Consider the following 23,490-nt stretch of genomic DNA (forward strand, 5'->3'; position numbering starts at 1 on the left):
GGAAATCGAAATTCCCCTCAGTAACGTCAAATAACATAATAATGCGAATTTCAATCATCAACAGCAATTGTTTATTAAATCAGCCTAAAACTAATTTTCCTATAAAAAGGTTGTACACTATATGACGTTGGTGAAATAAAATCTCTTACTCGATATAACAGGAGAAAGGGATGGAATATCACTACTATCATTTTTTTATAAATAGCTATGAAACTAAAAAAAACCTGATACACGCTGATTTCTGTTCCAAGCGGATGCGTTCCGTGGGGCGTGCGGTGAGCCTCCTCGTCGCAAACAAATTGTGCACAATTCGTTTCTGTGGGAAGCCTACTAAAATTCTTCACCAACGTCATTTGACAAAGAACCATTAAAAAAAGACCAGATTCGAATTTCGAATCTGGTCTTTCATATATTTACGCCTTTTTCATTAACTGAGCTTTTTTACGAGCCGCTGTGTTTTTATGAAGTAATCCTTTAGAAGCTGCTTTATCTACTTGCTTGATAGCAGTTTGTAAAAGTTCTTTTGCGTTTTCTTCATTGTTAAGTGAAGCAGTTTCAGCTTTCTTAACCGCTGTACGCATTTGAGACTTCGTGTGAGAGTTTTGTGCGTTAGCAGAAGCATTCGTTTTTACACGTTTGATTGCAGATTTGATGTTTGGCATATCTTTCACCTCCTAAAAAATAATTCTTTCCGATCACGTCGCATCTCATCGTCAGTTTTGCTCGTTCACATGCTTACTTTCTCGATCTGCTCGTGTCTAGAAAAGAACCCGAGATACATAGATTCTCGAATTAAAAATTTGCGCAATTAAAGGACGCTTTTTGCTTTAAGCATTAAAGTGTAATTCTAAATACAACAAGCATTATTTTATCAAACCAATAGTTAAATTGCAATAGATTCACGCAAAGAATATTTACTTGACACCTTGGGCACACTTTTCTTGAGGTGATAAGAATGAGTAAACGGAATTTAATGCGTACTGATTTGATAGACGAAGCGAACGAAGTAGTTCAACATCGAACTAAAAAAGAGAAAGATACCCTATATGATACGCCAGGCATTCAAATGAACGAAGATCGTAATGGGCGCGTGATTATTACGCATATTGAAACAGATGCAAGTGGAGCTGAATCCATAGGCAAAAAGGAAGGGACATATATTACGTTATCCGTCCCCACATTAACAGTTGAAGATGAAGACGGATTTAAACAACTCGAACAACAACTTATTTCATCGTTGAATGATATTCATCAACTTCTGAAACTTTCAAAGGAATCAACAATTGCTGTGATCGGTTTAGGGAATAAAACGATTACTCCAGATGCAATTGGGCCATTAGCTATTGATCTGTTCCATGAAGAAATGTTCTCTTTATCTTTTGAACCTGGTAAAGTCGTATTTTTTGCACCTGGTGTAACTGGACAAACAGGACTAGAAACATTTGAATTTGTGAAAGCGATTGCTGAACATGTAAAACCAGATTTAATCCTGGTTATCGATGCGTTAGCAGCTCGTAATCAAGACCGATTATGTAAAACAGTTCAAATAACAAATACCGGAATTCATCCAGGTTCAGGCGTAGGGAATATGCGCAATGAAATTTCTTTTGAATCATTAGGAGTTCCAGTAACTGCAATTGGTGTACCTATGGTGGTGGATGCCCCAGTACTTGTTGTGGAGGCGATTGAGACTGTGTTTAAAGTTATTTCGAGTCAGATAGGAGAAACCACGAAAGCATCTTCTGCGCTATCTGTGGGATCTTGGTTGAGAAGTACAGACGCGCCAATTAACATTGAAGCGATTAAGCCAATTTTTGGGGAATGGACTTCCTGGTCTTCTGATGAGATACGTGCGCTCCTGCAAGAAGTTTTACCGCCTCATCATCAACAATTATTTGTAACACCTAAAGAAACAGATTCTTGGGTGAAGAGACATGCTGAATTGATACAATCAGGTGTGTTGTCCTGGTTACAAGACGATGTTTTTAGTTCTACCTCGCCCTAATCCTACGTAAGTTGTAGGAGGAGGGGTGAAGAATGCGCAAAACATTGCAGAAGGTCTTGAGTTTCTATCTATTTTTATTTTTACTCCCTATTTTGATGATTAAACTCCCTATGCTAGCTTTTGGAACTAATGTCACACAACAAGTTGAGAAAAGCCCGATAGCATATGCGGCTAATGTAGTAACAAAGGAAGTTACAAAAGAAGTAACTACGGAAACAAAAGAAGATCCATTTGACATTTTATTATATTTCACGCATTCACATGAAGCGTTTAATCCGATTGTTGAAAAGTCATCTGGTTTAAAAGCGGTTAATTATCATCCTTCTACGAACATAATGAATGTTAGCGCACTTCTCACTCAACATTTTCAATTAAACGGTGCTTCTGTAGACGTATTACCATATGACAATATGAAAGAAATGAAAGTATCAGGACATAAGTTTCATGAAGCGTATACTACTATGCGACCGGTATTAAAAAAACAGTTGGAATCAAAAAAATACGATGTAATTATTGATTTGCATCGGGATTCACTTAAGCGTGAAAGAACAACAATTGTATCAAATGGAACGTCGTACGCACAAATTATTCTTGTAGTAGGGGCCGAACATAAAAACTATAAATTAAATGAAGCATTTTCCAAAGCGGTCTCCAAGGAAATGAACGGAATGGTACCATCCATTTCCAAGGGCGTTCTTGCAAAAACTCACGATACTGGGAATGGCATTTATAATCAAGATTTATCAGATCGGTCATTATTAGTAGAATTAGGTGGTATTGAAAATACAGAAGAAGAAATAAATCGGACCATTGCCATACTATCGAAGGCAATTTCTGTTGTTTTTGAAAATTCTAAAGGTAACTAACATTGAAGTAACGCGAGTTCACTGCTATAATTTTAAATAGTTTAAGTAGGAGTGGACATCACATGAATCGAGAAGAACGTATTAAACGTCAACAAAATATTCGAAACTTTTCTATTATCGCCCATATCGATCACGGCAAATCAACATTAGCCGATCGGATTTTAGAACAAACAAAAGCATTGACATCTAGAGAAATGAAAGCCCAACTTCTTGATTCAATGGATTTAGAACGTGAACGTGGAATTACCATTAAGTTAAACGCTGTACAATTGAACTATCGTGCAAAAGATGGGGAAGATTATACGTTCCATTTAATTGATACTCCTGGACACGTCGATTTCACATATGAAGTTTCTAGAAGTTTAGCTGCATGTGAAGGGGCAATTCTAGTTGTAGATGCTGCGCAAGGTATTGAGGCACAAACATTGGCAAATGTTTATTTAGCTTTAGATAACGATTTAGAAATTTTGCCGGTCATTAATAAAATTGATTTACCTGCTGCTGATCCAGAGCGTGTTCGTGCTGAAATAGAAGAAGTGATTGGTTTAGATGCCTCGGAGGCTGTACTAGCTTCTGCAAAAGCAGGTATCGGAATTGAAGAATTACTTGAACAAATTGTCGAAAAAGTCCCTGCTCCAACGGGCGATCCAGAGGCACCTTTAAAAGCACTTATTTTTGATTCGCTTTACGACCCTTATCGAGGTGTAGTCGCGTATATTCGTGTAATGGAAGGGACTGTTCGTCCAGGGGATAAAATTCTCATGATGGCGACAGGTAAAGAATTTGAAGTAGTCGAAGCAGGTGTATTTACACCTAAAGCAACACTTCGTGACGAATTAACTGTTGGGGACGTTGGTTTCCTAACGGCAGCAATTAAAAACGTTGGGGATACACGTGTTGGTGATACCATCACTAGTGCGGCGACACCGGCAACTGAATCTCTACCAGGGTATCGACGCTTAAATCCAATGGTTTACTGTGGTTTGTATCCAATTGATACAGCAAGATACAATGATTTGCGTGATGCACTTGAGAAACTTGAGTTAAATGATGCAGCTCTTCAATTTGAACCTGAATCTTCTCAAGCTCTTGGTTTTGGATATCGTTGTGGATTCTTAGGACTACTTCACATGGAAATTATTCAAGAACGCCTTGAGCGTGAATTTAACATTGACTTAATTACTACTGCTCCAAGTGTAATCTATGATGTTCATATGACAGATGGAGAAATTAAAAAAGTGGACAACCCCGCAATGATGCCAGAGTCACAAAAAATCGATAGAATTGAAGAGCCTTATGTAAAAGCGACAATTATGGTGCCAAACGATTTTGTAGGTACGGTAATGGAACTGTGTCAAAAGAAACGTGGGAATTTCATGAACATGGATTATATCGATAAAACTCGGGTGAGTATTATTTATGAAGTTCCACTTTCTGAAGTAGTATATGATTTCTTTGATCAATTAAAATCAGGGACAAAAGGTTATGCTTCATTCGATTACGAATTAATTGGGTATAAACCGTCTAAACTTGTGAAAATTGATATTTTATTAAATGCAGAACAAGTTGATGCTTTAAGCTTTATCGTGCATAATGACTTTGCTTATGAACGCGGTAAAATTATTGTTGAGAAGTTAAAGAAATTAATCCCAAGACAACAATTTGAAGTGCCAATTCAGGCAGCTATTGGACAAAAAATTGTCGCTCGTTCGACAATAAGTGCCATTCGTAAAAATGTTCTTGCTAAATGTTACGGTGGAGATATTTCGCGTAAACGAAAACTTCTAGATAAACAAAAAGAAGGTAAAAAACGTATGAAGCAAGTAGGGTCCGTAGAAGTTCCTCAAGAAGCATTTATGGCTGTACTGAAGATGGATGAAGATTGATAAAAATATAGTTGAGTAAAGGGGGCTACTTGTTAGCCTTCTTTTTCATTAAGAAAGTTGGAAGACCATGATTAAAGGAGTCTACATTCACATTCCTTTTTGTCATCAAATTTGTCATTACTGCGATTTCAATAAAGTTTTCTTTAAAAATCAACCAGTAGACGCATATATTGAAACGCTAGGTTTAGAAATGAAGATGTTTGTTGAACGAAATCGAGATCAATTACATATTGAAACAATTTTTCTTGGCGGGGGAACACCTACTGCTCTTAGCGCTACACAATTACAACGTTTATTTGTACTTATTAAGCAATACATTCCACAAGATTTCTTACAAGAATTCACTACTGAAGCAAATCCAGATGAATTGACACATGATAAATTGGTGGTAATGAAAAACAATGGAATTAACCGCTTGAGTATAGGAGTACAAAGTTTCAATGAGGACATATTAAGTCGACTAGGACGCACACATTCAAACCAACATGTATACAAAACCATTCAAATGGCAAAAGACATTGGCTTTACGAATATCAGCATTGATTTAATGTATGGTCTGCCTGGGCAAACCATGGAACAGTGGAAAGATACATTAGAAAAGGCTCTGGAACTTGATTTGCTACATTATTCTGCATACTCATTGATTGTTGAGCCGAAAACGGTGTTTTATAACTTGATGACGAAAGGTAAGTTGATCTTGCCGGGTGAAGATTTAGAGGCTGACATGTATGAAGTATTAATGAATGAGATGGAATCTAAGGGTATTAATCAATATGAAATTAGTAATTTTGCTAAACCTGATTTCCATTCAAAACATAATAACTTATACTGGGACAACGTGTCATATGCTGGCTTTGGTGCAGGTGCACACGGCTACGCTAATGGAATTCGTTATGCAAACATTGGTCCAATAAAAAAGTACATGGATGCAATAGAATCGGGAGATTTCCCTGTGAATTCAACTCATGAAGTGACAGCAAATGAACGTATGGAAGAAGAAATGTTTTTAGGTTTGAGAAAAGTGTCAGGAGTTAATAAACATCATTTTGAAGAAAAATTCGGTGTTTCCATGGAAGAAGTATACGGTCAAGCACTTTCCAAACATATTTCCAGGGGTTCCATCGTCATAAAAAGTGATACGGTCGCTTTGACAAGAAAAGGAAGATTTATAGGAAATGAAATTTTTCAATCCTTTTTGATGGAATAACACATATTCGTTGACTTTCGTCATTGAATTTGATAATTTATGTATGAGTATTAGCACTCGCATGAGTTGAGTGCTAACAGAGGTGATAATCTTGTTAACGAACCGACAATTGCTAATTCTACAAGTAACAGTTGATGAATTCATTCTAACTGCTCAACCTGTAGGATCAAGACAACTTTCGAAAAAAGAGGAAGTTCCATTTAGTCCTGCTACCATTCGAAATGAAATGGCTGATCTAGAAGAGTTGGGTTATTTGGAAAAAACGCATACGTCGTCAGGTCGAATTCCGTCTGAAAAAGGGTATCGATTTTATGTTGACCATTTACTTAAACCTCAACTTGCCTCAACTGCTGACATGCAGCAAATTCAATCTGTCTTTCAAGAGAGAATTACAGAGACGGAACAAGTGATACAGAAAACGGCTATGATTTTGTCTGATTTAACAAGTTATACGTCGATTTTACTTGGACCAGATGTGCGTAAACATCGAGTTAAACGATTTTCGATTGTTCCACTCACTAGTGATTCGGCAGTAGCAATTATTATTACGGATTCTGGGCATGTTGAAAACCGATTGTTCCAATTACCACAAGGACTTACGGCTTCTGACATTGAGAAAATGGTAAATATCTTAAATGAACAGCTGACCGGTGTTCACTTGCATGAACTTCAACGTGTTCTTGAAAAAGAGACGGCCGCTTTATTAAAGCAACATATTGGTCGATACGGTGAACTCATGACTTCGTTTGGGGCAGCAATTTCAAGTCCTCAAGAAGAAAAAGTATTCTATGGCGGCAAATCAAAACTGCTTCAGCATCCGGAGTTTAACGACTTGCATAAAGCACGTGGTTTAATTACGATGATGGATCAAGCTAATCAAATATCACAATTGTTTTCACCGAATCAAGTGGGTATTCATATCCGCATTGGTTCTGAGAATAACCTTTTGGCAATGGAAGGCTGTAGTGTCATAACGGCATCCTATACCATAGGGGAAGAACAAATGGGTTCAATTGCAATAATTGGACCAACAAGAATGGATTATCAGCGAGTAGTCACTTTGTTAGATGTTATGAGTGGCGATTTGTCTCGTGAATTAACACGAATTTTGCGTGGTTCACGATAAAGAAGGAGGAAATAAATTTGTCGCAAACTGAAGAAAAACAAACTGTAAAAAATGCGGAGAATCAAGAACCCGATTCACTTATTGAAGAGCAAAATGCTTCTGAATTAGAACCATCAATTCAAGAAGAAAGCATCGAGGAACCAAATGAGTTCGAACTGCTTCAACAACAATTAACTGAAGAAACGAACCGTCATTTACGGTTGCGTGCAGACTATGAGAACTTTAAACGTAGAACGCATTTAGATCGTGAAGCTGCGGATAAATATAAAGCACAAAGCTTGCTTTCAAACTTGTTACCAGTACTTGATAATTTCGAGCGTGCTATGCAAGTTGAATCAGCTTCTGAAGAATTGAAATCACTTCGTAAAGGGCTAGAAATGGTCTTCAAAACACTCCTCGAAGCTACTGAAAAAGAAGGCTTGCAAGTGATTGAAGCTGTAGGAGTATCGTTTGATCCGAATCTGCATCAAGCAGTTATGACAGAAACTGACGACACAACAGAAGTTGGTACAGTATTACAAGAGTTGCAAAAAGGATACAAATATAAAGACCGTGTACTTCGACCATCCATGGTTAAAGTTAACGAATAACTTAATGTTCAAACAACTAGGAGGAAATAATAAATGAGTAAAATTATCGGTATTGATTTAGGAACAACAAATTCATGTGTATCAGTTCTTGAAGGTGGAGAACCAAAAGTAATTCCAAATCCAGAAGGTAACCGCACAACGCCATCTGTTGTCGCATTTAAAAACGGCGAACGTCAAGTAGGCGAAGTGGCTAAACGCCAATCAATTACAAACCCAAATACAATTCAATCTATTAAGCGCCATATGGGTACAGACCATGTAGTTAAAGCTGAAGATAAAGAATATACTCCACAGGAAGTTTCTGCTATGATTCTTCAATACTTAAAAGGCTATGCTGAAGATTACTTAGGTGAAAAGGTAACGAAAGCTGTTATTACAGTTCCTGCTTACTTCAATGATGCACAGCGTCAAGCAACTAAAGATGCTGGTAAAATTGCAGGTCTTGAAGTAGAACGTATCATTAACGAACCAACTGCTGCAGCTTTAGCTTACGGCTTAGATAAAATGGATGTAGATCAAACAATTTTAGTTTTTGACTTAGGTGGCGGTACATTTGACGTATCTATTTTAGAACTTGGTGATGGTGTGTTTGAAGTCCGTTCAACTGCTGGAGATAACAGTCTTGGTGGAGATGATTTCGATCAATTATTAATGGATTATTTAGTAGCTGAATTCAAAAAAGAAAACGGCATAGACTTATCTAAAGATAAAATGGCGACACAACGTTTGAAAGATGCTGCTGAAAAAGCGAAAAAAGATCTATCTGGCGTTACGTCAACACAAATTTCATTGCCATTTATTACAGCTGGCGAAGCAGGACCACTTCATTTAGAAATTACATTAAGTCGTGCGAAATTTGACGAATTAACGTCAGCACTTGTTGAGCGTACAATGGTACCTACTCGTCAAGCCCTAAAAGATGCAAATCTTTCACCTGCACAAATCGACAAAGTTATTTTAGTTGGTGGATCAACACGTATTCCATCTGTGCAAGATGCAATCAAAAAAGAAACTGGTAAAGAACCACATCGTGGTGTTAACCCAGATGAAGTTGTTGCAATGGGAGCTGCAGTACAAGGTGGCGTATTAACAGGAGACATAAAAGACGTAGTACTTCTTGATGTAACACCACTATCACTTGGTATTGAAACAATGGGAAGCGTGTTTACGAAATTAATTGAACGCAACACGACAATTCCAACGTCTAAATCTCAAACATTCTCAACAGCTGCAGATAATCAACCAGCAGTTGACATTCATGTGCTTCAAGGTGAACGTCCAATGTCTTCAGATAACAAAACTTTAGGTCGTTTCCAATTATCGGACATTCCACCTGCACAACGTGGAATTCCTCAAATCGAAGTAACATTTGATATTGATAAAAACGGGATTGTAACGGTTAAAGCGAAAGATTTAGGAACTCAAAAGGAACAAAATATTACGATCCAATCTAATACAGCATTAACAGACGAAGAGATTGATCGTATGGTTAAAGAAGCTGAAACTAATGCAGATGCAGATAAAGTGCGTAAAGAAGAAGCTGAATTGAAAAACGAAGCGGATCAAATGGTATTTATGACTGAGAAAACATTAAAAGATCTTGAAGGTAAAGTTACTGATGAAGAAAAGAAACAAGCTGAAGATGCGAGAGATGAGTTAAAAGTTGCACTTGAAGCAGGTATCTTAGAAGACATCCGCACGAAAAAAGATGCATTAAACGAAATTGTTCAAGCCTTGACAATGAAAATGTACGAGCAAGCAGCAGCTGAAGCTCAGGCAGCAGAAGGTGCTGAAGGTTCAACAACAGATGATGGAGTCGTAGACGCAGAATTTGAGGAAGTAAACGACGACGACAAAGTTAAGAAAGACTAAGTAAGACAAGTAAAAAGTCAAAGCCTGGACTTCCAGCTTTGGCTTTTTTAATGTCTTTGGCATTGGAGATAAGCTCGTGTTACAATAAGCTTTATCGTGCAAAAATGTGTTACAAGTCACCTATATTAATTAAAGACAATAATGACCCTAATTTCCGGATGGCTCGACTAATTTATTGGGAAAAAACCATTGAAAGAGTCCATTTAAATTAAAAGTATAAGCAGGAGTGTGACGAATGAATAAACGAGATTACTATGAGGTACTTGGTTTAACCAAAGGTGCTTCCAAAGAAGAAATAAAAAAAGCGTATCGAACATTATCAAAACAATTTCATCCTGATATTAACAAAGCAGAGGATGCTGTTGATAAATTTAAAGAAATCACAGAAGCATATGAAATTCTAAGTGATGAGCAAAAGAAAGCACAATATGATCAATTTGGCCACGCTAATCCAAACCAAGGTTTTGGTGGCGGAGGAGCAGATGGTTTCGGATTTGACGACATCTTTAGTTCATTCTTTGGTGGTGGGGGATCACGTCGTCGTGACCCAAATGCACCACGTAAAGGAGAAGACCTTCAATATTCAATGACTATTGATTTTGAAGAAGCTGTGTTTGGTAAAGAAACTGAAATAGAAATCCCAAGAGACGAAACATGCGAAACGTGTCATGGAAATGGAGCAAAACCTGGTACTACTCCAGAAACGTGTCACCATTGTAAAGGAACTGGTCAACTAAATGTTACGCAAGATACGCCGTTTGGTCGTATGGTTAATCGTCGTGCTTGTCATCACTGTCAAGGGTCAGGAAAATTAATTAAAGACAAATGTTCGACTTGTCATGGCAAAGGTAATGTGACAAAACGCAAAAAAATTAAAGTTTCAATTCCAGCAGGCGTTGACGATGGTCAACAGTTACGAGTGACAGGTCAAGGCGAACCAGGTAAAAACGGTGGCCCTTCAGGCGATTTATATGTTGTATTCCGTGTAAGACCACATGCTCGATTTGAACGTGACGGAGACGACATTTATTTTGAACTTAAATTAACATTCCCACAAGCATCTTTAGGGGATGAAATTGAAGTTCCTACGGTACACGGAAAAGTGAAATTAAAAATTCCAGTTGGCACTCAATCTGGAACGACTTTCCGTTTAAAAGGAAAAGGCGTGAAAAATGTACATGGTTATGGAATGGGTGACCAACATGTAGTAGTGAAAGTGATTACACCTTCTAAACTAACTGAAAAACAAAAACAACTTCTTCGTGATTTTGCTGAAATAAGTGGCGATATTCTTGAAGAGCAAAGTAGTTCATTGTTTGATAAAATCAAACGTACGATAAAAGGTGATTAAGGAGTTGACGTAGGTGAAGTGGTCAGAGCTATCTATTCATACAACACATGAAGCAGAAGAAGCAGTTTCGAATATTTTACACGAAGCAGGAGCGAGTGGCGTTGTCATTGAGGATTCAAAAGAATTTGGACGTGAACGCCAAGATATGTTCGGTGAGATATATGCTTTAGATCCAAATGATTTCCCTTTAGAAGGGGTTATTTTAAAAGCTTATTTACCCACTACAAGTTTTCTTGGGGAAACAGTGGAAGAAGTGAAGCTCGCGATCAACAACCTTATCAACTATGATATTAAATTAGGTAAAAACGAACTAACCATAAGTGAAGTAAATGAAGAAGATTGGGCGACTGCTTGGAAAAAGTACTATCATCCTGTGAAAATTTCAGAACGTTTTACCATAGTACCTACATGGGAAACATATGAGCCAGTTTCAACAGATGAACTTATCATTGAACTAGATCCAGGTATGGCATTTGGGACAGGTACTCATCCAACTACTGTGATGTGTTTACAAGCACTCGAAAAGACGGTTAAACCAGGAGACTACGTAACTGATATTGGTACAGGTTCTGGCGTATTAGCCATTGGGGCAGCTTTACTCGGTGCTAAACACGTCCATGCAATTGATTTAGATGAGGTTGCAGTACGGTCTGCTGAAGTAAATGTTAAATTAAATAAAGTCGAGCAAACTACGGATGTCGTTCATGGCAATTTAGTGGATACAGTAAAAGAACCATCAGATGTTGTAGTCGCAAATATTTTAGCTGAAATTATTATGTCATTTACAAGTGATGCATTCAATGTTGTGAAAGAAGGCGGGATGTATATAACTTCTGGGATAATCGGATCGAAAAAAGAAATTGTAAAAAACTCACTAGAAATAGCCGGATTTATCATTGTAGAAGTAATGATGATGGAAGACTGGGTTACAATTATTTCGACGAAACCCTTAAAGGAATAATTTAGCAATGCAAAGATATTTTATTCCACAACCATTTGTAGATGGGACTTCAGTCATTTCAGGCGAGGATGCTAAACATATTCAAAAAGTCATGCGAATGCAAGAGGGACAATCCGTAATTGTGGTATCAGAAGGTCTAGCGTATGAAGCGATTATTGAAGTCTTTGATGGCTTTGATGTTCGCATCAAAAAAAATTCTAAATCTTTGCTTTCGAATGAACTACCGAAAAATGTCACTATTTGTTGTGGTTTGCCTAAAGGTGAGAAATTAGATTTAATTACGCAAAAATCTACTGAGCTCGGCATGCACGAATTAATACTCTTTGAAGCAGAACGGTCCATCGTGAAATGGGATGCAAGTAAAGGGAAGAAAAAACAACAGCGTTTACAAAAAATCGCCAAAGAAGCTGCTGAACAATCCCATCGAAATGTAATTCCTGAAATTCATGATATCGTTACTTTTAAAGGACTCCTGCAACAGGCCAAACAATATGATGTATTACTGGTTGCTGATGAGGAAAACGCAAAACAAGAAGATAGAACTCGTTTTGTTGAAATATTATCAAAAACGCATGATAAAAAGTCTATTTGTGTAGTGTTTGGACCTGAAGGCGGATTATCAAGAAATGAAATACAACTACTATTGAATCATGGTTTTCAAACTATTTCATTAGGCCCCCGTATACTAAGAGCTGAAACTGCGCCACTTTACGTGCTCTCAGCTATGTCTTATGAATTTGAATAAGAATTAATATTGTTAACTATTAATCCAGTGCATCAAGGTGTGCTGGGTTTTTTAATGATAAGAATCTTTAATAGTGGTAAAATAAAGAGGTACGGACAACTTCTGAAAGGGTGAAATCATTTGACAACAAATATGGCATTAATGATTGATCATACATTATTAAAATCTGAAGCGACAAAAACGCAAGTTGAAAAACTATGTGCAGAAGCGAAAGAATTCACTTTTGCATCGGTTTGTGTCAATCCAACATGGGTAAAAACATCAGCTGAACTGTTAACGGGTAGTCTTGTAAAAGTATGTACAGTTATTGGCTTTCCATTAGGAGCGTCTACACCTGAAACGAAGGTATTTGAAACAACTGATGCAATAAACAACGGAGCAAGTGAAATCGACATGGTAATGAATGTTGGTGCATTAAAATCACAAGACCTTGAATTGGTGAAACGTGACATCGAAGCTGTAGTAAATGCAGCAAAAGGGAAAGCAATTGTGAAAGTTATTTTAGAAACTTGTTTGTTATCAAAAGAAGAAATTATTGTAGCAAGTCAACTTTCTAAAGATGCTGGAGCAGATTTTGTCAAAACTTCTACTGGCTTTTCGACTGGTGGAGCAACAATTGAAGTTGTTGCTTTAATGCGAGAGGTTGTTGGTCCAGACATGGGTGTAAAAGCATCTGGAGGCGTTCGTAGTTTGGAAGATGTTCAAAAAATGATTGAAGCTGGAGCTACAAGGATTGGTGCAAGTTCAGGCGTTCAAATTATGCAAGGTCTAACTTCTAAATCAGACTATTAATTACTAACAACGTATTGACCAAAATGATATGGTACGATATAATCTTGGAGTACGTAACACTAGGTTATGTATGACGTGTGTTCGGAGGGGGGGAAAGAGAGATGTCAAAAACTGTCGTTCGTAAAAACGAATCGCTTGAAGATGCTCTTCGCCGCTTCAAACGTACTGTTTCTAAAAGTGGAACAATACAAGAGATTAGAAAACGCGAATTTTATGAAAAACCAAGTGTGAAGCGTAAAAAGAAATCAGAAGCTGCGCGTAAACGTAAATTCTAATTAGATAATAATTCGCTATTTTCATGAATGTTAGCGTATAAAACGTAAAAAGTATTCAATTAATACGCATAAACGATAGTGATTAAATATTTAATATCCCTACGTTCTAAGTACGTACTACTTGAAGACTAAAGAGAGCCAATATGTAAGCCGGGAAATCTTTTGATTTCTCGGCTTATTTTATTTTTGAAACTTTTCTTCTAGTCATCCGTACATAATATAGGAAGCCGATTTGTCACAAAGATAAGGAGGATCGTTATGAAATGGACACGTGTTATAAGTGGCTATTTATTGCTCTTAATATCTGTTCTATTAATCTTGCCTAACTTGCCCGTTAGCGCATCTGAAGTTTATCGAATTCCAATTCAAAAAGAAGTGGAAAAAGGTTTGTATGCTTTTTTACAACGAGCTTTTGAAGAAGCCGAAGAGGCAGGTGCCGAAGTTGTTGTTTTAGACATCAATACACCTGGCGGCTTTGTGAATTCTGCTGAAGATATTGCGAAGTTAATGGATGAAACACCCATAGACATAGTCGCTTTTATTAATGATGATGCGTTATCAGCAGGTGCATTTTTAGCGTTACATGCAGATAAAATTTACATGGTTCCAAGTGGTAGAATTGGAGCTGCAGCTGTAATTGACGGCTCTGGAAATGCAGCAGAAGATAAAGCGAACAGCGCGTGGCTTACCTCCATGAAATTAGCAGCTGAATCATCCAAACGAGATCCGCAATTTGCGCTTGCTATGGCTGACGAAAAGATTGATTTGCCACAATATCGTGCAGGAAGTGGAGATCTCTTAACTTTGTCTGCTAATGAAGCCAGAGAAGTAGGATACTCAGAAGGAACTGTTGCATCTTTCGAAGAATTAATCACTAAATTGAATCTTTCAGATGTAACTGTTACTGCGGTAAGTGAAACGCTAGCCGAAAAAGTTGCTAGGTTTATAACTAACCCGATTATCGTCCCTATTCTTTTGTCTATTGCCAGTTTAGGATTGATTGTTGAACTGTATTCTCCTGGATTCGGCGTGGCAGGTACCATGGGATTAACAGCAATTGGGTTATTCTTCTTTGGACATTTAGTTGCTGGTCTAGCAGGATATGAATCCGTTCTTCTATTTGTGATTGGACTGGTACTTGTGGTAGCAGAATTCTTTCTAACAGGTGGAGTTTTGGGTATAATAGGGTTAGCGTTAATTATTGGTAGTATACTTCTTGCGGGAGGTAATGTGGTTCACATGGGAATAGCTGTGTTAATCGCGTTATTCGTTGCAATTGTGGGAATGGTGATAATCATGAAATTCTTTGGAAAGAACATGAAACTATTTAACAAGATTATTTTAAAGGATTCGACCGATACGAAGCATGGCTATGTATCGAACATAAACCGTGTTGAGTTAGTTGGGAAATCAGCATTGAGCATGACACCTCTTCGTCCATCGGGTACAATTATATTAGAGGGTGAACGAATCGATGCGGTCACTGAAGGTGGCTATATCGAAATGGGTAAAGTAGTAAAAATCATTAAAGTTGAAGGCTCTCGTACAGTTGTTCGAGAAGTCACAGAAGGAGTCGAGGAAGCATGATTGAAGGAATTACAGGAAGTGCAATCGGCATTATCATTGCGATCATTGCCGCATTTATTTTACTATCAATATTCTTAACGTTTGTTCCAATCGCGTTATGGATATCTGCAGTAGCTGCTGGAGTAAGAGTTAGCATATTTACTTTAATAGGGATGAGATTACGTCGAGTTATTCCATCTCGTATTGTAAATCCATTAATTAAAGCTGTAAAAGCAGGTTTATCGGTAACAATTAATCAACTAGAAAGTCACTATTTAGCAGGTGGTAATGTTGACCGCGTTGTAAACGCTTTGATTGCAGCTCATAGAGCTAATATTGATTTACCATTTGAACGTGCAGCAGCAATTGATTTAGCTGGTCGTGACGTATTAGAAGCTGTTCAAATGTCTGTTAATCCGAAAGTAATTGAAACTCCGTTCATTGCAGGTGTAGCAATGGATGGTATTGAAGTGAAAGCAAAAGCACGTATTACGGTTCGTGCAAACATCGATCGTTTAGTCGGTGGAGCAGGAGAAGATACAATCGTTGCACGTGTAGGTGAAGGGATTGTTTCAACAATTGGTTCAAGTATTAATCATAAAAAAGTTCTTGAAAATCCAGATATGATTTCTCAAACCGTTTTATCTAAAGGACTTGATTCAGGTACTGCATTTGAAATTTTATCCATTGATATCGCGGATGTTGATATTGGTAAAAATATTGGTGCAGAACTTCAAACTGAGCAAGCTGAAGCAGATAAGAAAATTGCCCAAGCAAAAGCAGAAGAACGTCGTGCAATGGCTGTTGCTACTGAGCAAGAGATGATTGCAAAAGTTCAAGAAATGCGTGCTAAAGTTGTAGGTGCTGAAGCTGAAATTCCACTTGCAATGGCAGAGGCATTACGTGAAGGTAATTTTGGTGTAATGGATTATATGAATTACAAAAATGTTCAAGCTGATACTAGTATGCGCGATTCGATTAGTAAAATTGGCGAGGATAAATCAAAAACTGATTTAACTGACTAGTCCTGATCAGTAGCCCTTGAAGGAGGGATTTTACAATGGAAGTTATTATTTTTGGGATTATTGTATTTATCATTAGTGCAATTACTAAACGTAAAAATCCGAACGCTGGTGGAGGTACTCCTGATCCATCCATGTCAAAACCGGTTGATCAACGATCGACGACAAAAATTGAAGATTATGCAAGAGAAGTCTACGCGGATATGCAAAGGCAACTTTCAGATAACCAGCCTTCAACGCAATCTAAACCTGACGTAGAATACCAAATGGAAGAAAGACAAACTGCACCTTCACCTTCTAAACAAATAGATAAACAGCGAGCTACTAGACGTCCTGGAAGACTTTCAGCACATCAGACAGTAGATCATGTTAGCGTGAAGACAGCTGACCCTTACTTCCTTGTACCGACGAAAAAGAGTGATCTGCTTCAAGCAATCGTGTTTTCAGAGATTTTATCACCTCCAAAATCTAAAAGATAACTCATGACCTCCTTTCCATCAGCATATACTGATGGAAAGGAGGTCTTTTTCTGTTAAATAATCATTTGCAATTATCTCCATTTATTCATATTGATGACTTTGAACACATTCGAATTAATGGACCTTTTGAATTAGTCTTACTAAGTCCTCGTTTGTGTAAACTAAGCGGACAAGGATTTACTTTGACAATTGAATCTCTAGATACCATTATCTCAACCATGAATGTAGACGAAGTTACAATTAATGTACGAGACTTAACGCGTCTGGAACTTCGGAAAATGGATATTTTTAATGACAACTAATAAAAAAGGTCGTAAGATTACTTGTCAAGTTAAGCCTCATAATGGAATGTATCCCTTCATTCAATCATTAAAACAAAATAAAGTTTACATAATAAAATTATTTACTAGTAAATCAGGTGCAACTTTTACAATACTTGAAAAAGATTTACACATAGTTCGACGCGTTAGAAAACAGTATAAGATACCTATACATTTTTCAAGACCAGATGCTAAACAAATTATCCAATTCGAATGGACTATTATTATTGGTTTACTAGGTTTTATTATCCTTCCTTATCTATGTTCTTTGTTTTTATGGCAAATATCCATTGAAGATGTTTCGGATGAACGAAAAGTTAAGCTTGAACGAGAATTACAAGATTTACATGTAGGTGAAAGAAAAATAATGGATAGTCTTGCAACTGATTCAGAAATTAGACAAGTTCTTTTGGCGAATAACCACGATTTATCTTGGATTCATATTAAACGCTCTGGTTCTAAAATGAAGATTACTTCTGTGCCGGCACCAGTTATAATTAGAGAACAAATTGATCAGCAGAAACCCTCAAATTTAGTAGCATTTAGAAGAGGCATTATCACACATTATGATCTTCGTTCAGGTGAACGTTTAATTTCGATAAATGAAACGGCAAACAAAGGAGATGTACTTGTAACTGGGGTTTTGAAAAAAGGAGAAAAAGATGTGATTGTCGGTGCGGAAGGGCAAGTGTTTGCTGACTTTTGGTTGGAAACATCTTTTCAGATACCTACAAAAATTGTGTATGATAAATTCTCTTCTGAACAAGTGAAAATTCTTCAAATATCACCATCATGGAAGGAATTTAAAAAAGAACAAAATTCCGAGAATTTTACAGAACTAATCAAAAGTGTTTTTCGTATCGAGCGAAATACCATCGTTCAAAGATCAATACTACCGGTAAGTGAACAGTGGATCCAAGAAGCATTTCTCCCTATGCTGAGGATGAGAACAGCTTCGAGCTTATCACCAAAAGGAAGGATAATGGATGAAAAAATTTTACACATGACATGGTCAAATGATAAAGTAAAAGGGAACGTATTGTATTATTTGAATGATAACATCGCAAGCAAAAGTCCGATTCATCAAGGAGACTGAGAATGCCGGAAGAACATACGGAATTACACGTTCAAGATCCAAATGAAGCCATCTTACTGCTAGGGATTTCTGATGGTAATATGAAATTAATCGAACAAGAGCTTGCAGTTAAAATCATAACTAGAGGCGAATCGATTCGTTTAGTTGGAGAGTTAGATAAAAGAGCAACTGCTAAATTACTGATCGAACAACTACTCAAAGTCATTCGAAAAGGTATAAATATTAATCAAAGAGATGTAAGTACAGCGATTGAAATGAGTTCTGCTGGAACTTTGGAATATTTTGCTGAGTTATATGACGAAGAAATCGCTCGAAATGTAAAAGGCAAAGTAATTCGCGCTAAAACAATTGGACAACGCGAATATATTCAAGCTATGCGTCATAAAGATTTAGTATTTTGTATTGGACCAGCCGGGACAGGCAAAACCTATTTAGCTGTTGTTCTCGCAACACAAGCATTAAAGAACGGTCATGTAAAAAAAATCATTTTAACTCGACCAGCTGTTGAAGCAGGGGAGAGCTTAGGATTCTTGCCAGGCGATTTAAAAGAAAAAGTAGATCCCTATATACGCCCTTTATATGATGCACTTCATGATGTACTAGGGACAGAACAAACAGCTCGATTTATAGAGAGAGGTACCATTGAAATTGCCCCTCTAGCTTACATGCGTGGCCGAACACTAGATGATGCGTTTGTCATTTTAGACGAAGCTCAAAATACCACGAAAATTCAAATGAAGATGTTTTTAACTCGACTAGGCTTTGGATCGAAAATGGTGATTACAGGAGATAAAACTCAAATTGATTTACCACGTGGTGCTGAATCAGGGTTAAAAGTAGCTGAGAAAATTCTGCATAACGTAAGCGGTATTCACTTTCAAATGCTTGAGCAAGGAGACGTTGTCCGTCATCCGCTCGTCGCAAAAATTATTCATGCATATGAGGAACAGCAGTCTGAATAAGACTGCTGTTTTTTTCAATTCTTTTACAATTTCCTATGTAATAGTACAAAATTCTTGATATGATAGTAGGTAGAAGATGGGGTGATGTAGTGAATAGCTGGTTTAATAAAATTCAATCACTTGTAGGCTATCGAACTTTCACCATTTTAACCTTAGTGATTACAGGATTACTCCTATTCTTGCTCCTGCTAAATGGTGTCCGGTCAGAAACGTATGATATCAAACAGTTTCAACTGTCTAACGACACAATCCGTGCTGTAAAAACTGTTGAAGATCCAGTTAAGACGGAAGAAGAACGTAAAAGAGCAGAATCAGAAGTAACGAGTGTCTATCAATTTTCTGAAGAAATTGGTGATAATAACTCATCAATTGTCACTTCAATATTTGATTATGTATTAGAAGTAAAAGCTCAATCAGGTGAAGAGCCAATAGAAAATCAAGTAAAAGAGTTAGAAGAAAACCTACAAGTTCTTGAGACAGCGGGTGTAGGTCTTCGATTTGGAGAAGATGCCTTAACTTCATTACTATTACTAGATAACAGTAAATTAAGTAATTTAAACGATTTAATATCAACTTCGATAAGAAATATCATGAGTAAACCAATTCGCACTGAAGACGTATCGAATGCTAAAAATGAAATTGAAAAACGTATGCGAGGAAATGAGGAAATTCCAGAAATAGTATTACCAACTGCGGTATTAATTGCTCGCTATAGTATTAATGAAAATGAAACTTTAAACGATCAACTAACGCAAGCTCGAGTTGATCAAGCGAGAGCGAGTATAGACCCGACGCGTATTCTTCAAGGACAAGTAATTGTTCAAGAAGGGCAAGTCATCGATCGTGAAGTATATCGTCAACTCGGCTTAGTTGGTATGTTAACTAATCAATCATCCTTAAAACCTATTTTTGGATTGATTCTTTTTATTTCTCTTTGTTTATGGCTCGTACATATGCAAATGACGAAATGGCATACTGATAAAAAAGAGCGTCAATCGGCACTTTTAGTCGTAATGATCATATTAATAATGTCAGTTGTTGGAATGAAGTTAATTAGTTTAGTATCAGATAACTTTGATGTAACCATTGCGTTTTTATTTCCTACCGCATTAGCACCAATGCTCGTACGCTCTCTTATTAACGAACGTTTTGCAGTTTTAGTGGCTTTCTTAACTGCAGCTGTAGCGGGTATTGTTTTTCAAGAAGGATATTCTGTTATATTACAAATGGAAATTACTTTGTATATCTTATTTGGAGGTTTGGCAGGGTTATATGTGATTCAAGGTGCTGAAAAAAGGTCACACTTATTGCAGACTAGTATGAGCGTAGCTATTGTCAATCTCATTTTTATGGCATTTTACTTGTTAATGTCTCAATCAGATTTCGGGCTTTCGGAGCTTCTATTCTATGGTATAGCCGCATTAACTTCTGGTGTGTTATCAGGTGCGTTAACCATTGGTTTATTGCCTTTTTTCGAAACAGCCTTTGGAATGATTTCTGCAATGAAATTAATCGAACTATCAAATCCGAACCACCCTTTGTTGAAGAAAATTTTAACCGAAACACCTGGAACTTATCATCATAGTGTCATGGTCGCAAATTTAGCAGATGCAGCTTGTGAATCCATTGGTGCTGATGGTCTGTTGGCGAGAGTAGGTTGTTATTATCATGATATTGGTAAAACGAAACGACCTGGGTTCTTTATTGAGAATCAGATGAGTCACGCGAACCCACATGACTCCTTGCCTCCAGAAAACAGTAGAGATATAATTCTATCCCATGGAAGTGACGGAGCAAAATTATTACGAAAACACAAAATGCCGAAAGAAATAATTGATATCGCTGAACAACATCATGGAACAACCTTATTGAAGTATTTTTACCACAAAGCTAAAGAGGATGGAAAAGAGGTAAAAGAAGAAGAATATCGTTATGCAGGCCCAAAACCTCAAAAGAAAGAAACAGCGATTATTTGCATTGCAGATAGCGTAGAAGCTGCGGTTCGTTCAATGAAGCAACCTACTTCTGAGAAAATAGATGAAATTGTCTATTCAATAATTAAAGATAAATTACACGATGGGCAGTTTGATGAATGTGATCTAACGTTAAAAGAACTCAAAATAGTTGAAAATGTTTTGTGTGAAACGTTAAATGGGATTTTCCATTCACGGATTGAATACCCTCAATAAAGGAGAAGTTCATGTATCTAACATTAGATTTAAACGATGAAACACAATCATTATCAATTAAAAACCTAGAGTTAATTGAAAAGATGTTACATCATGCTGCTGAAGTAGAAGGAATAGAGGCAGGAAGTGAATTATCTGTTACATTTATTACTAATGATGAAATTCAACAAATTAATTATGAATACAGAGGGAAAAATGTATCAACCGATGTCATTTCATTTGCGATGGAAGAACTAGGTGAAGGGGAAATGGCTATTGAAGTGGAAGGGGCACCACGCATGCTTGGTGATATTGTTATTTCAGTCGAACGTGCTAAAGAACAAGCAGCTGACTATGGTCATAGTGAAGAAAGAGAATTGGGTTTTCTAGCTATTCACGGCTTTTTACATTTACTCGGATACGATCATATGGAAGTTGCGGATGAACAAGAAATGACTGAAAAACAAGAAGCCATTTTACAATCTTTTGGATTGAGACGTGAACAGGATGAAAAACAGTAATTTTACTTCCTCATTCAAGTTTGCATTTGAAGGAATTATCCATGCAGGTATGAGAGAACGAAATTTTCAATTCCACTTGTTTGCCGCAACTGTTGTTATTATTAGTGGAGTTTTTAGCCGTTTATCAACTATTGAATGGATTCTTCTAATCTTATGCATTTCCGGAATGTTATGCTTGGAATTAGTCAATTCGGCTTTAGAAAGAGTAGTTGATTTAGCGTCACCTGAAATTCATGTTTTGGCAAAGCAGGCGAAGGACATGAGCGCTGCTGCAGTTCTTGTGTTTGCCTGTGCGAGTGCTATAATCGGGGTACTCATCTTTATACCTAAGTGGATGGAAATTTTTAATTGAGGTGTTTGAATAATGGATAAATTACAATTGATGGAACAATCAAAAATCGCACGCGAAAATGCGTACGTACCATATTCGAAATTTAAAGTAGGTGCTGCTTTACTAACAAAAGAAGGAAAATTGTACCACGGTTGTAATATTGAAAATGCTGCCTATAGTATGACAAACTGTGCAGAGCGTACAGCGATGTTTAAAGCCGTTTCTGAAGGTGAACGTGATTTCGCTTCACTTGCAGTCGTTGCAGACACAAAAGGTCCTGTATCGCCTTGTGGAGCCTGTCGCCAAGTGATTGCGGAGTTTTGCAAGCCAAACATGCCCGTGTACTTAATTAATTTAAAAGGTGATATTCAGGAAACTACAGTCGCAGAACTGTTACCTGGTGCATTTTCTCAGGAGGATTTAGCATATGTTGGAAGTTAATAAAGGATATAAATCAGGTTTCATTTCAATTATTGGTCGACCGAACTCTGGAAAATCGACTTTCTTGAATCGTGTAATTGGACAAAAGATTGCAATTATGAGTGATAAACCACAAACGACAAGAAATAAAGTCCAAGGTGTTTTGACGACTGATAAACAACAAATGATTTTTATCGATACACCAGGAATTAATGAGCCTAGACACAAATTAGGTGATTTCATGTTAAAAGTGGCTAAAAATACTCTACGTGAAGTTGATGCCATATTGTTGATGGTGGATTCAACTGATCGTATAGGAAAACAAGATCGTTATATTTTAGAAATGTTAAAAGGTAATGAAACACCAGTATTTTTAGTGATGAATAAAATTGATTTAATTCATCCCGATAAGTTATTGAGCGTTATTGAATCCTTCCGCAAAGAATACGATTTTGCTGATGTATTACCGATTTCTGCGTTAGAAGGGATAAATATTGAGAAATTACTTGAGGTTCTAACAGGATATTTACCAGAAGGACCACAGTATTACCCCGCAGATCAAGTGACAGACCATCCTGAACGTTTTATTATTTCTGAATTAATTCGCGAAAAAGTCCTTCACTTAACCCATGAAGAAATACCACATTCAATTGCAGTTGTGATTGAGAAAATTAAAAGAGAAGAAGATAGTGAAATGATTCGTATTAATGCGACAATCATGGTGGAGCGAGATTCACAAAAAGGAATTGTCATTGGGAAAAAGGGTGCTCTTTTAAAAGAAGTTGGGGTGCGTGCTCGTAAAGATATAGAAATGTTACTAGGTACTAAAGTATTTCTTGAGTTATGGGTAAAAGTTCAAAAAGATTGGCGTAATAAAAAAATCCACTTACGAGATTTTGGATTCCGCGACGACGAATATTAATAAAGGG

General features: G+C 37.0%; 24 protein-coding genes. 23 read left to right on the plus strand and 1 reads right to left on the minus strand.

Features of this window, described 5'->3' with window-relative positions:
• Positions 1 to 413: 413 nt before the first annotated feature.
• Positions 414 to 662: a 30S ribosomal protein S20 gene (gene rpsT / locus E2636_RS06825; protein WP_017380157.1), complete on the minus strand. Its 249-nt coding sequence runs from the start codon at positions 660 to 662 to the stop codon at positions 414 to 416.
• A 293-nt stretch (positions 663 to 955) separates the two neighbouring features.
• Between rpsT and gpr the strand changes: the two genes are divergently transcribed.
• From gpr to era, 23 genes are all read left to right on the plus strand, one after another.
• Positions 956 to 2,005 (plus strand): GPR endopeptidase, encoded by a 1,050-nt coding sequence (gene gpr, locus E2636_RS06830; RefSeq protein WP_017380156.1) that lies wholly within the window; start codon positions 956 to 958, stop codon positions 2,003 to 2,005.
• 32 nt (positions 2,006 to 2,037) lie between these two features.
• Positions 2,038 to 2,871: a stage II sporulation protein P gene (gene spoIIP, locus E2636_RS06835; protein ID WP_134209530.1), complete on the plus strand. Its 834-nt coding sequence runs from the start codon at positions 2,038 to 2,040 to the stop codon at positions 2,869 to 2,871.
• A gap of 62 nt (positions 2,872 to 2,933) precedes the next feature.
• Positions 2,934 to 4,757, plus strand: coding sequence for a translation elongation factor 4 (gene lepA, locus E2636_RS06840; RefSeq protein WP_017380154.1), 1,824 nt, complete (start codon positions 2,934 to 2,936; stop codon positions 4,755 to 4,757).
• Between the two features lie 67 nt (positions 4,758 to 4,824).
• Positions 4,825 to 5,964 carry a radical SAM family heme chaperone HemW gene (gene hemW / locus E2636_RS06845; protein ID WP_134209531.1) on the plus strand — a complete coding sequence of 380 codons (1,140 nt, stop codon included), beginning with the start codon at positions 4,825 to 4,827 and terminating at the stop codon, positions 5,962 to 5,964.
• A 91-nt stretch (positions 5,965 to 6,055) separates the two neighbouring features.
• Positions 6,056 to 7,090 (plus strand): heat-inducible transcriptional repressor HrcA, encoded by a 1,035-nt coding sequence (hrcA, locus tag E2636_RS06850; protein ID WP_134209532.1) that lies wholly within the window; start codon positions 6,056 to 6,058, stop codon positions 7,088 to 7,090.
• A 17-nt stretch (positions 7,091 to 7,107) separates the two neighbouring features.
• Complete coding sequence (gene grpE / locus E2636_RS06855) at positions 7,108 to 7,680, plus strand: nucleotide exchange factor GrpE (protein WP_134209533.1); 573 nt, start codon at positions 7,108 to 7,110, stop codon at positions 7,678 to 7,680.
• Positions 7,681 to 7,713: 33 nt separating this feature from the next.
• Complete coding sequence (dnaK, locus tag E2636_RS06860; protein WP_134209534.1) at positions 7,714 to 9,552, plus strand: molecular chaperone DnaK; 1,839 nt, start codon at positions 7,714 to 7,716, stop codon at positions 9,550 to 9,552.
• A 235-nt stretch (positions 9,553 to 9,787) separates the two neighbouring features.
• A complete protein-coding gene (gene dnaJ, locus E2636_RS06865) occupies positions 9,788 to 10,903 on the plus strand; it encodes a molecular chaperone DnaJ (RefSeq protein WP_134209535.1) in 1,116 nt (371 codons plus the stop codon).
• 13 nt (positions 10,904 to 10,916) lie between these two features.
• Positions 10,917 to 11,864 carry a 50S ribosomal protein L11 methyltransferase gene (gene prmA / locus E2636_RS06870; RefSeq protein WP_134209536.1) on the plus strand — a complete coding sequence of 316 codons (948 nt, stop codon included), beginning with the start codon at positions 10,917 to 10,919 and terminating at the stop codon, positions 11,862 to 11,864.
• Between the two features lie 7 nt (positions 11,865 to 11,871).
• On the plus strand, positions 11,872 to 12,609 hold the full coding sequence (locus E2636_RS06875) for a 16S rRNA (uracil(1498)-N(3))-methyltransferase (RefSeq protein WP_134209537.1): 738 nt from the start codon (positions 11,872 to 11,874) through the stop codon (positions 12,607 to 12,609).
• 120 nt (positions 12,610 to 12,729) lie between these two features.
• Entirely contained in the window at positions 12,730 to 13,401 is a 672-nt protein-coding gene (deoC, locus tag E2636_RS06880) for a deoxyribose-phosphate aldolase (protein WP_208324175.1), read from the plus strand.
• Positions 13,402 to 13,502: 101 nt separating this feature from the next.
• Entirely contained in the window at positions 13,503 to 13,676 is a 174-nt protein-coding gene (gene rpsU, locus E2636_RS06885) for a 30S ribosomal protein S21 (RefSeq protein WP_017380145.1), read from the plus strand.
• Positions 13,677 to 13,934: 258 nt separating this feature from the next.
• Positions 13,935 to 15,263: an NfeD family protein gene (locus E2636_RS06890; RefSeq protein WP_134209538.1), complete on the plus strand. Its 1,329-nt coding sequence runs from the start codon at positions 13,935 to 13,937 to the stop codon at positions 15,261 to 15,263.
• On the plus strand, positions 15,260 to 16,267 hold the full coding sequence (gene floA, locus E2636_RS06895; protein WP_134209539.1) for a flotillin-like protein FloA: 1,008 nt from the start codon (positions 15,260 to 15,262) through the stop codon (positions 16,265 to 16,267). Before E2636_RS06890 ends, floA begins: the two co-directional genes overlap by 4 nt.
• Before the next feature lie 35 nt (positions 16,268 to 16,302).
• Positions 16,303 to 16,743 carry a YqfB family membrane protein gene (locus E2636_RS06900; protein ID WP_134209540.1) on the plus strand — a complete coding sequence of 147 codons (441 nt, stop codon included), beginning with the start codon at positions 16,303 to 16,305 and terminating at the stop codon, positions 16,741 to 16,743.
• Positions 16,744 to 16,808: 65 nt separating this feature from the next.
• Entirely contained in the window at positions 16,809 to 17,045 is a 237-nt protein-coding gene (locus E2636_RS06905; RefSeq protein WP_134209541.1) for a hypothetical protein, read from the plus strand.
• Entirely contained in the window at positions 17,035 to 18,159 is a 1,125-nt protein-coding gene (locus E2636_RS06910; protein WP_134209542.1) for a sporulation protein YqfD, read from the plus strand. Before E2636_RS06905 ends, E2636_RS06910 begins: the two co-directional genes overlap by 11 nt.
• A 2-nt stretch (positions 18,160 to 18,161) precedes the next feature.
• On the plus strand, positions 18,162 to 19,121 hold the full coding sequence (locus tag E2636_RS06915; protein WP_134209543.1) for a PhoH family protein: 960 nt from the start codon (positions 18,162 to 18,164) through the stop codon (positions 19,119 to 19,121).
• 89 nt (positions 19,122 to 19,210) lie between these two features.
• Complete coding sequence (locus E2636_RS06920; RefSeq protein WP_407670283.1) at positions 19,211 to 21,310, plus strand: HD family phosphohydrolase; 2,100 nt, start codon at positions 19,211 to 19,213, stop codon at positions 21,308 to 21,310.
• Positions 21,311 to 21,321: 11 nt separating this feature from the next.
• Complete coding sequence (ybeY, locus tag E2636_RS06925) at positions 21,322 to 21,810, plus strand: rRNA maturation RNase YbeY (RefSeq protein ID WP_134209545.1); 489 nt, start codon at positions 21,322 to 21,324, stop codon at positions 21,808 to 21,810.
• A complete protein-coding gene (locus E2636_RS06930) occupies positions 21,797 to 22,162 on the plus strand; it encodes a diacylglycerol kinase family protein (RefSeq protein ID WP_134209546.1) in 366 nt (121 codons plus the stop codon). The genes ybeY and E2636_RS06930 overlap by 14 nt, the downstream gene beginning before the upstream one ends.
• 12 nt (positions 22,163 to 22,174) lie before the next feature.
• On the plus strand, positions 22,175 to 22,582 hold the full coding sequence (locus E2636_RS06935) for a cytidine deaminase (RefSeq protein ID WP_134209547.1): 408 nt from the start codon (positions 22,175 to 22,177) through the stop codon (positions 22,580 to 22,582).
• Positions 22,569 to 23,483 carry a GTPase Era gene (gene era / locus E2636_RS06940; protein ID WP_134209548.1) on the plus strand — a complete coding sequence of 305 codons (915 nt, stop codon included), beginning with the start codon at positions 22,569 to 22,571 and terminating at the stop codon, positions 23,481 to 23,483. Before E2636_RS06935 ends, era begins: the two co-directional genes overlap by 14 nt.
• The last annotated feature ends 7 nt before the right edge of the window (positions 23,484 to 23,490 follow it).

Source organism: Paenisporosarcina antarctica, assembly GCF_004367585.1.
In the GTDB taxonomy this organism is placed as follows: domain Bacteria; phylum Bacillota; class Bacilli; order Bacillales_A; family Planococcaceae; genus Paenisporosarcina; species Paenisporosarcina antarctica.

Bases quoted from the DNA above. Each gene is read 5' to 3' on its own strand.
- E2636_RS06910 (WP_134209542.1), top strand. From the start codon at position 17,035: ATGACAACTAATAAAAAAGGTCGTAAGATTACTTGTCAAGTTAAGCCT.
- gpr (WP_017380156.1), top strand. From the start codon at position 956: ATGAGTAAACGGAATTTAATGCGTACTGATTTGATAGACGAAGCGAAC.
- dnaK (WP_134209534.1), top strand. From the start codon at position 7,714: ATGAGTAAAATTATCGGTATTGATTTAGGAACAACAAATTCATGTGTA.
- floA (WP_134209539.1), top strand. From the start codon at position 15,260: ATGATTGAAGGAATTACAGGAAGTGCAATCGGCATTATCATTGCGATC.
- rpsU (WP_017380145.1), top strand. From the start codon at position 13,503: ATGTCAAAAACTGTCGTTCGTAAAAACGAATCGCTTGAAGATGCTCTT.
- rpsT (WP_017380157.1), bottom strand. From the start codon at position 662: ATGCCAAACATCAAATCTGCAATCAAACGTGTAAAAACGAATGCTTCT.
- E2636_RS06890 (WP_134209538.1), top strand. From the start codon at position 13,935: ATGAAATGGACACGTGTTATAAGTGGCTATTTATTGCTCTTAATATCT.
- E2636_RS06915 (WP_134209543.1), top strand. From the start codon at position 18,162: ATGCCGGAAGAACATACGGAATTACACGTTCAAGATCCAAATGAAGCC.
- E2636_RS06900 (WP_134209540.1), top strand. From the start codon at position 16,303: ATGGAAGTTATTATTTTTGGGATTATTGTATTTATCATTAGTGCAATT.
- lepA (WP_017380154.1), top strand. From the start codon at position 2,934: ATGAATCGAGAAGAACGTATTAAACGTCAACAAAATATTCGAAACTTT.
- spoIIP (WP_134209530.1), top strand. From the start codon at position 2,038: ATGCGCAAAACATTGCAGAAGGTCTTGAGTTTCTATCTATTTTTATTT.
- hemW (WP_134209531.1), top strand. From the start codon at position 4,825: ATGATTAAAGGAGTCTACATTCACATTCCTTTTTGTCATCAAATTTGT.
- ybeY (WP_134209545.1), top strand. From the start codon at position 21,322: ATGTATCTAACATTAGATTTAAACGATGAAACACAATCATTATCAATT.
- era (WP_134209548.1), top strand. From the start codon at position 22,569: ATGTTGGAAGTTAATAAAGGATATAAATCAGGTTTCATTTCAATTATT.
- E2636_RS06875 (WP_134209537.1), top strand. From the start codon at position 11,872: ATGCAAAGATATTTTATTCCACAACCATTTGTAGATGGGACTTCAGTC.
- dnaJ (WP_134209535.1), top strand. From the start codon at position 9,788: ATGAATAAACGAGATTACTATGAGGTACTTGGTTTAACCAAAGGTGCT.
- E2636_RS06935 (WP_134209547.1), top strand. From the start codon at position 22,175: ATGGATAAATTACAATTGATGGAACAATCAAAAATCGCACGCGAAAAT.
- E2636_RS06930 (WP_134209546.1), top strand. From the start codon at position 21,797: ATGAAAAACAGTAATTTTACTTCCTCATTCAAGTTTGCATTTGAAGGA.